The following is an 8480-nucleotide window of genomic DNA, read 5'->3' on the forward strand; positions in this document are numbered from 1 at the left end:
TCACACCTCCGCCGGGACGCGGCCCGACAACTGTTCGGCGACCTTCAGCAAGGCCGAGTGGTCTTCGGCGCCGTACCCCATGGCACGGCCGGCGGCGACGAGCTGGGCGACCAGCCCGGTGAGCGGGAGCGCGACGTCGGCCTGCCGGGCGGCGGCCAGCGCGATCCCCATGTCCTTGTGGTGCAGGTCGATCCGGAACCCGGGCGCGAATTCCCGCGCCACCATGGACTTGCGCTTGAGCTCGAGGATCCGGCTGCCGGCCAGCCCGCCCGCGAGGACGTCGAGGCCCGTGGCGGCGTCCACACCGGACGCTTCCAGCAGCACGATCGCCTCGGCGACCAGGCCGTAGATCCCGCCCACGACGAGCTGGTTCGCGGCCTTGACGACCTGGCCGGCGCCGTGCGGCCCGACGTGCACGATGGTCTTGCCGACCACGTCCAGGACCGGCTTCGCGGCCTCGAAGTCGTCCGCGTCGCCACCGACCATGATGGACAGTGAGGCCTGCTCGGCGCCGGCCTGCCCGCCGGAGACGGGCGCGTCGAGGACGCGGATCTTCTTGTCCCGGGCGGCTTCCGCGATCGCGATCGACGTCTCGGGCCGGATGGTGCTCATGTCGATCAGCAGCGTGCCGGGCCCGGCGGTGTCCAGGACGCCGCCCGCGGCCAGCACCACCTCCTCGACGTGCGGGTGGTTCGGCAGCATCGTGATGACCACGTCCGCCCCGGCGACCGCGTCGGCGACGCTCGTCGCGGCGCGCCCGCCGGCGGCCTCGAGCTTCTCGCCCGCGGCCGGGGTGACGTCGTAGCCGCCGACGTCGTGGCCGGCCGCGACCAGGTGCGCGGCCATCGGGGCGCCCATCACGCCCAGTCCGATGAATCCCAGTTTCATGCTCGTCCCCTTCGGGTTTTCGGCAGCCAGGCCAGCGACGTGACGGTGTCGGGGTCCGGGACGTACTCGATCCCGACGAACCCGGCGTAGCCCGCGTTCTGCAGGTTCGCCAGGTGTCCCTCGATGTCCAGCTCGCCGGTGCCGGGCTGGTGGCGGCCGGGCGCGTCGGCGATCTGCACGTGCCCGATCCGGGAAAGGTGCGTCGTCGCCAGGGCGTCCAGGTCGTCGCCGTTGACGGCCAGGTGGTACAGGTCGGCCAGCAGCCGCACGTTTTCGCGCCCGAGGTCGTCGAGCACGGCCACGGCGTCCGCGGCGGTCTTGAGCGGGTAGCGGTCCGCGCCGGAGAGCGGTTCGAGCACCAGCTGCGCACCGATCCGCGCGGCGGCGTCGGCGGCCTTGTCCAGGTGCGCGCGGGCCAGGTCGTCCTGCTCGGCCGGGTCTTCGCCGTCGAGCCGGTTGCCGTAGAGCGCGTTGAAGCTGCGGCACCCGGTGCGTTCGGCGATGCCGAGGGCGACGACCAGGCTGTCGGCGAACTCGGCCTCCCGCCCGAGCCAGCTCACCAGGCCTCGCTCCCCCGCGGCCATGTCCCCGGCGTAGAAGTTCAGCCCCCGCAGCCGGACGCCGTCCAGGCTCCGCACGAAGGCGTCGACCTCGTCGCGCGCGGGAACCGCGGTGTCGAACGGCCACCAGTACTCGACGTCGGTGAACCCGGCCTCCCGCGCGGCGGCCGCGCGCTCGAGCAGCGGTACCTCCTTGAACAGGATCGACAGGTTGGCGACGTACGGCAGGGAGTGGCCCTCTTCAGGCATCGCGACCTCGAATTTCGCTATCCGGAATTTTTCTTTCGCATATCGAGAATAGCCGCTGACCTGCGCCGGGGTCAACGCCCGGACGGCGAAGGCGCCGCGACTCGTCGAGTCACGGCGCCTTCGGGCGAACGGGGTACCTGCTACCGGTTCTGGACGTGCTGCCAGCCGAACCGGCCCTTGATGCACAGGTTCCCGTGCGTCACCGAGCTGTCGTGCGGCGAAGTCACCTTCACGATCTCGTTGTCCTGGACGTGCAGCGTCAGGTTGCAGCCGACCCCGCAGAACGTGCAGACCGTCGTCGTCGCGGTCTGGCGGGACTCGTCCCACGAGCCGTCCGAACGCTTGTCGTACTCGCGCTTGAAACTCAGCGCCCCGGTCGGGCACACCTCGACGCAGTTGCCGCAGTACACGCAGGCGCTGTCCGGCAACGGGTTCGCGAATTCCGTCGAGATCCGGGCGTCGAAGCCGCGGCCGGCGACGGTGATCGCGAACGAGTTCTGCCACTGCTCGCCGCACGCGTCGACGCACTTGTAGCAGAGGATGCACTTGCCGTAGTCCCGGACGTACAGCTCGTTGTCCACCAGGGCCGGCTGGGCCACCGTGGCCGCGTCGGGGCCGAAGCGGTCCGGATCGGCTCCCGTGGCGGCCATCCACTCCGCGACACCCGGCGTCGTCGAGAGGTCCGTGGCCGAGGCCAGGAGTTCGAGGACCACCTTGCGGCTCGTGCGCGTCCGCTCCGAATCCGTGCGGACGACCATGCCCGGCTCGGCCTGGCGCGAGCAGGACGGCACCAGCGTCCGGGAGCCTTCGACCTCGACCATGCAGACGCGGCAGGCGTTCGCCGGTTCCAGGGTGTCGCCGAAGCAGAGCGTCGGGATGTCCTTGCCCGCCGCCGTGCACGCGTCGAGGATCGTCGAGCCTTCCGGCACCCGGACCGGCTCACCGTCCACAGTGAACTCGACCAGCCGCTTCGGGATTCCGATGTCCACAATGGTCACTTCAGGGCCCCCAGCCGGTCGATGGCGGATTCGATGGCGTTCCAGGCGGTCTGGCCGAGGCCGCAGATCGACGAGTCGCGCAGCACGCCGCCGACCTCGCGCAAAAGCGGCCGCTCCTCCGAACCGGAGGCGAGGACACGCCGGATCGCCTCCTCCTGCCGCACCGTCCCGATCCGGCACGGGACGCACTGGCCGCACGACTCGTCGCGGAAGAACTCGGCGATCCGCAGCAGGAACCCGCCGAGATCGGCGAGGTCGTCGAGGACCAGGACGACACCCGAGCCGAGCGTCGTCTTCGCCGCCCGCGCGTCCTCGAACGTCAGCGGCAGGTCCAGCTCGTCCGGCCGGACGAACCCGCCGGCCGCGCCGCCCAGCAGGATCGCGCGCAACGACCGGCCCGAAGCCACTCCCCCGGCCAGCGCGAGCAGTTCCCGCAGGGTCGTCCCGAACGGCACTTCGTAGACACCGGGACGTTCGACGTTCCCGGAGAGGCAGAACAGCTTCGGCCCGGCCGACGCGTCGGTGCCGAGCGACCGGTAGGCCGCCGCGCCTTCGGTGAGGATCAGCGGGACGTTGACGAGGGTCTCGACGTTGTTCACCACGGTCGGCTTGCCGAACAGCCCCCGCTCGACCGGGAACGGCGGCTTCGTGCGGGGTTCGCCGCGGAAGCCCTCGATCGAGTTGAAGATCGCGGTCTCCTCGCCGCAGATGTAGGCACCCGCGCCACGCCGGATCTCGATGTCGAACGAGAACCCCTGGTGGCCCATGATGTCCGTGCCGAGGAACCCGCGTTCGCGGCACACCTCCAGTGCGTTGCGCAGCAGCCGCAACGCACGCGGGTACTCGCCGCGCAGGTAGACGAACCCCCGGGTGGCGCCGATCGCGTACGCCGCGATCGTCATGGCCTCCACCAGCGCGAACGGGTCGCCCTCCAGGAGCACCCGGTCCTTGAACGTGCCGGGCTCGCTCTCGTCGGCGTTGCACACCAGGTAGTGCGGCCCGGCGGGCTGGGCGGCGGTGGCCGCCCACTTGCGCCCGGTCGGGAACGCGGCCCCGCCGCGGCCGAGCAGGCCGGAGTCCGTGACCTCGCGGATCACCGCGGCCTGGCCCATGTGCAGGGCGTTGCGCAGGGCCGCGTAGCCGCCGGACGCGCGGTAGCCGTCCAGACTGACCGGGTCGACCACGCCCACCCGGCGGAGCAGGCGGAGCCCGTCCTCCTGGTGGATCACCGGCGGCGCACCCTCCGAACGGGACGGTGGCCGCCCGGCGGCGAGCACGGCCGACGCGCCGGTCGCCGGGGCGAGCAGCTCGGTGGTCGCCGGGTCGCCGGCCTGGAACGTCAGCGCCGCGGGGGCCCGTTCGCAGACGCCGAGGCACGGGCTGCGCAGCCACGTGACCCGGCCGCGTGCCTTCCCCGCGGCGCCGACGTGCTCGGTGAGGACGTCGCAGACCGTGTCCGCGCCCCGGATCCGGCAGGCCAGGTCGGTGCACACGTGCACCACCCGCTCCGGGCGCTCCTCCAGCGCGAACAGCGAGTAGAAACTGGCCACGCCGTACGCGTCGGCGGGCGGCACGTGCAGCGTCTCGCAGATCAGGTTCAGCGCGCCCTGGCTGATCCAGCCGACCCGGTCGTTGACCGCGTGCAGGGCGGGCAGCAGCTGGTCCCGGCCACCGCCGGCGAACCCGGCGACCGCCTCCCGTTCTTCGCGCGACGCGACGGCGTCCAGCAGTTTGAGGTCCATGTCAGACCTCGGCCGGGAGCTTGTCGACGCGGATGGCCGCCGCCTTGTACTCGGCGGTCCCGGCGATCGGGCAGGTGGCTTCGATGGTGATGACGTTGACGTCGACCTCGTCCGGGAAGTGGAAGGTCATGAACGCCAGCCCGGGTTTCAGCCCCGTGTCCAGCCGGACCGGGGCGACGATCTCCCCGCGTCGCGACGAGATCCGGACCAGTTCGTCGGGCTGGACGCCCAGCGCCCGCGCGTCCTCCGGGCACAGGTCCAGGGTCTCCCCCTGCCGCAGCGGGGACGGGAACCCGCCGGACTGGACGCCGGTGTTGTAGGAATCCAGCCGCCGGCCGGTGGTGAGCCGGATCGGGAACTCCTCGGTGAGCAGGTCGACCGGCGGGCTGTGCTCGAGCACCGTGAACGGTGCCGGGCGGCCGCGTTCGGCCGGGTCCCCGGCCCAGAGCCGGCCGTGCAGGAACGTCGGTTCGAGGGTGTCCTCGGAGAAGCACGGCCACTGGATCCCGCCGAGCTCTTCCAGGCGCGCGTACGACATCCCGGCGTGCATCGGCGACAGCGACCGCAGCTCGTCCCAGACCTCTTCGCCGCCGGTGTAGTGCCAGTCGTGGCCGAGCCGGCGGGCGAGCTCCGACAGCAGCTCGATGTCGTCGCGCGCGCCGTCCGGCGGTTCGAGGGCCTTGCGGACGCGCTGGACCCGCCGTTCGGAGTTGGTGAAGGTGCCGTCGCTCTCGCACCAGGCCGCCGACGCCGGGAGCACCACGTCGGCCAGCTGCGCGGTCTTGGTCAGGAAGATGTCCTGCACGACCAGGTGGTCGACGTTGGCCAGCCGCTTGATCGTGTGCTCGCAGTCCGCTTCGGACTGCACGGGGTTCTCGCCGATGATGTACACGCACGTCAGGTCGCCGCGTTCCATCGCGTCGAGCATCTGGGTGAGGTTCAGGCCCCGGTGCGGCGGGATCGCCGAGCCCCACGCGGTGTCGAACTTGGCTCGGACGTCGGCGTCGAGGACGTCCTGGAAGCCGGGCAGGCGGTCCGGGATGGCGCCCATGTCGCCGCCGCCCTGGACGTTGTTCTGCCCGCGTAGGGGGTTCAGCCCGGCGCCGTAGCGGCCGACCTGCCCGGCCAGCAGCGCCAGGTTGATCAGCGACAGGACGTTGTCGGTGCCGTTGTGGTGTTCGGTGATGCCGAGGGTCCAGGACAGCTGGGCGCGATCGGCCCGGGCGTAGGTATGCGCCAGTTCGCGGATCAGCTCGGCCGGCACACCGGTGGTCTTCTCCGCGACCTCCAGGGTCCACGGTTCGACCGACGCGGCGAACTCGGCGAACCCCTCGGTGGCCCGTTCGATGAACGTCGTGTTCGCGAGTCCGGAGTGGATGATCTCCCGGGCGATCGCGTGCGCCAGCGGGATGTCGGTGCCGACCTCGAGCTGCAGCTGCCGGTGCGCCCAACTCGCCGTGCTGGTCCGGCGCGGGTCGACGACGAAGAGCTTCGCTCCCTTGTGGACGGCCTTGAGCACGTGGTGGAAGAAGATCGGGTGCGCCTCGCGGGGGTTGCCGCCCCAGATCACGATGACGTCGGCGTCCTCGATCTCCTGGTAGGAGGAGGTGCCGCCGCCGCTGCCGAACACCCGCGCCAGCCCGGCGACACTGGGCGCGTGGCAGGTGCGGTTGCACGAGTCGACGTTGTTCGTGCCGATCACCGCGCGGGTGAACTTCTGGGCGACGAAGTTCATCTCGTTGGTGGCGCGGGCGCACGAGAACATCCCGAACGCCTCGGGCCCCTTGCCGTCCAGGGTGCGGCGGAAACCGGCGGCCGCCCGATCGAGGGCTTCCTCCCAGGTCGCCGGCCGCAGCACGCCGGAATCGCGCACGAGGGGCCGGGTGAGCCGGACGTACGGCTCGGTGTTCCTGCGCTTCACGGGGACCTCCGGTCAGTGCGACCCGACGGGGACTTTGCTGGTGTGGTCGAGCAGGGAAATCGCGGCGTGGACGTACCGCAGCGCGGGCGCGGGCACGCCGGTGAGGCCGGCCAGCTCGACGACCGCGCCGATGATCGCGTCGATCTCGAGGGGCTTGCCGGCTTCCAGGTCCTGGAGCATCGACGTCTTGTGGTGGCCGACGCGCCAAGCGCCGTCGATGCGTTTCTCGACGGAGATCCGCGGGTCGGCCCCGGCCGCGCGGGCGATGGCCAGGGTCTCGGTCATCATCGTGGCGACGAGCTCGCGGGTGTCCTCGTGCTCGCACATCTGGGCCATGGTCGCCCGGGTCAGCGCCGACAGCGGGTTGAACGCGACGTTGCCCATCAGCTTGATCCAGATGTCGTTGCGCAGGTCGGCTTCGACCGGGGCCTTGAGGCCGCCGGCGATCATCGACGCGCTGAGCACCTTGCAGCGCGCGGAGATCTCGCCGCCGGGCTCGCCGAGGGAGAACCGGGTGCCTTCCAGGTGCCGGATGACCCCGGGCTCCTCGATGACCGTCGAGCAGTAGACGACGCAGCCGATCGCCCGCCGCAGCCCGAGCGCCGCGGTGACCGAGCCGCCGGGGTCGACGGTCTCGACCCGCTGCCCTTCGAGCGGGTGTCCCCGCAGGCCGTGGAAGTACCACCACGGGATGCCGTTCTGCGCGGCCACGATCGCCGTTTCGGGTCCGAGCAGCGGGGCGAGCAGCTCGCCGCACGAGGCGTAGGAGTTGGCCTTGAGGCCGAGGAACACGAAGTCGGCCTCGCCCACTTCGGCGGGGTCGTCCGTGACGTGGGGATGGGCGGTGAAGTCGCCGCGCGGGCTGAGCACGCGGACGCCGTGCTCGCGCATCGCCGCGAGGTGGGCCCGGCGGGCGATCAGGTGCACCTCCGTCCCGCCGCGGTGCAGCGCGGCCCCGACGTAGGCGCCGATCGCCCCGGCCCCGAGAACAGCCACCTTCATGACGCGCCTCCAAGGTCCAGCGGTATTGCATACAGTATCCTGGATCCATGATCGAAGCCAGCCTTCGCGATGCGGCCACTCGGGCGGCGCAGCGAAGAGCGACAAATAAGACACCGTGGGTCACAACGCCCCGGCGTCGTTGATCCACATCGACCCGAACCCGCCCACTACGGGTGAGATCTGGGATTTTGCATACCAAAACCTGTATTCTGAGCGTGGATCAGTCCTTCCCTGCCGACTCGAGGTGTCCCGTGAGCCAGCCCGCTTCCCCGTTGCCCGACCGCGGCCCGACCGGCCGCCGCACGGCCAAGGGCTCGCTCAGCTCGACGGCCGCCAAGCGCGTCGAGCGGCCAGCACCACTGCGCCAGGTCGTCTACGAAGCACTCGCCGAACTGATCATCAACCGCACCCTCGAACCCGGGCAGCACCTGGTCGAGGCCGACCTCGCCGAGTACCTCGGCGTGAGCCGGCAGCCGGTCCGGGAGGCCCTGCAGCGGCTGCAGAGCGAAGGCTGGGTCGACCTCCGCCCCGCCCAGGGCGCCTTCGTGCACCTGCCCACCGACGAGGAGGCCGACCAGCTGCTCAGCGTCCGCAGCGTGCTGGAGACGCACTCCGCGAAGCTCGCCGCCGGCCGGGCCACCCCCGCCGACGTCGCCCGCCTGCAGGAACTGCAGCAGGCCGGTGTCAGCGCGCTCGCCGAGGACGACACCGAAGGCCTGGTCGCGGCCAATGCCGCCCTTCACGCGTGCATCACCGAACTGTCCGGGAACAAGGTGCTGGCGGAGCTGATCGGCCTGGTCGACCGCCGGGTCCGCTGGTACTACACGCCCATCGCCCGGCCCCGCGGCCAGGACGCCTGGCACGAGCACGAAGAGCTGATCGACGCCATCGCCGCCCAGGACGCCGGCCAGGCCGAGCAGATCATGGCCAAGCACACCGAACGCACCCGCCAGGCCTACCACGAACGTCCGGAAGCTCCCCGATCCTGAGTCCGGCAGGACCGGGGAGCGAACACCGGATCAGCCGCCGGCCGACGCCGACGGCCGGCGCGGGACCACACGTCTTTACGCGAGTCTGTGGAGGGTGCCGAGAGGGGTGGGGGGGGTTTATGTTATTTGAG

At 71.3% G+C, this 8480-nt stretch carries 7 protein-coding genes; 1 reads left to right on the forward strand and 6 read right to left on the reverse strand.

Translation table 11 applies throughout. The features are described from left to right. The 6 genes from ACWEVN_RS12630 to ACWEVN_RS12655 all read right to left on the reverse strand — a co-directional run bounded on the left by ACWEVN_RS12630 (position 1) and on the right by ACWEVN_RS12655 (position 7360). Positions 1 to 888 carry an NAD(P)-dependent oxidoreductase gene (locus ACWEVN_RS12630; RefSeq protein WP_452051305.1) on the reverse strand — a complete coding sequence of 296 codons (888 nt, stop codon included), beginning with the start codon at positions 886 to 888 and terminating at the stop codon, positions 1 to 3. Then, positions 885 to 1697: a hydroxypyruvate isomerase family protein gene (locus ACWEVN_RS12635; protein ID WP_452051306.1), complete on the reverse strand. Its 813-nt coding sequence runs from the start codon at positions 1695 to 1697 to the stop codon at positions 885 to 887. Before ACWEVN_RS12635 ends, ACWEVN_RS12630 begins: the two co-directional genes overlap by 4 nt. A gap of 140 nt (positions 1698 to 1837) precedes the next feature. Continuing rightward, the gene (locus ACWEVN_RS12640; RefSeq protein WP_452051307.1) at positions 1838 to 2695 is read right to left on the reverse strand and encodes a 2Fe-2S iron-sulfur cluster-binding protein; all 858 of its coding nucleotides are present in this window, start codon (positions 2693 to 2695) and stop codon (positions 1838 to 1840) included. After that, the gene (locus tag ACWEVN_RS12645) at positions 2692 to 4437 is read right to left on the reverse strand and encodes an NAD(P)H-dependent oxidoreductase subunit E (protein WP_452051308.1); all 1746 of its coding nucleotides are present in this window, start codon (positions 4435 to 4437) and stop codon (positions 2692 to 2694) included. Before ACWEVN_RS12645 ends, ACWEVN_RS12640 begins: the two co-directional genes overlap by 4 nt. Position 4438: 1 nt before the next feature. Beyond that, positions 4439 to 6358, reverse strand: coding sequence for a molybdopterin oxidoreductase family protein (locus ACWEVN_RS12650; RefSeq protein WP_452051309.1), 1920 nt, complete (start codon positions 6356 to 6358; stop codon positions 4439 to 4441). A 12-nt stretch (positions 6359 to 6370) separates the two neighbouring features. Further along, the gene (locus tag ACWEVN_RS12655; RefSeq protein ID WP_452051310.1) at positions 6371 to 7360 is read right to left on the reverse strand and encodes a 2-dehydropantoate 2-reductase; all 990 of its coding nucleotides are present in this window, start codon (positions 7358 to 7360) and stop codon (positions 6371 to 6373) included. 251 nt (positions 7361 to 7611) lie between these two features. On the opposite strand from ACWEVN_RS12655, the gene ACWEVN_RS12660 reads away from it, so the two are divergent. Further along, positions 7612 to 8349, forward strand: coding sequence for a GntR family transcriptional regulator (locus ACWEVN_RS12660; protein WP_449682517.1), 738 nt, complete (start codon positions 7612 to 7614; stop codon positions 8347 to 8349). The last annotated feature ends 131 nt before the right edge of the window (positions 8350 to 8480 follow it).

This window comes from Amycolatopsis sp. NPDC003861 (genome assembly GCF_053605405.1).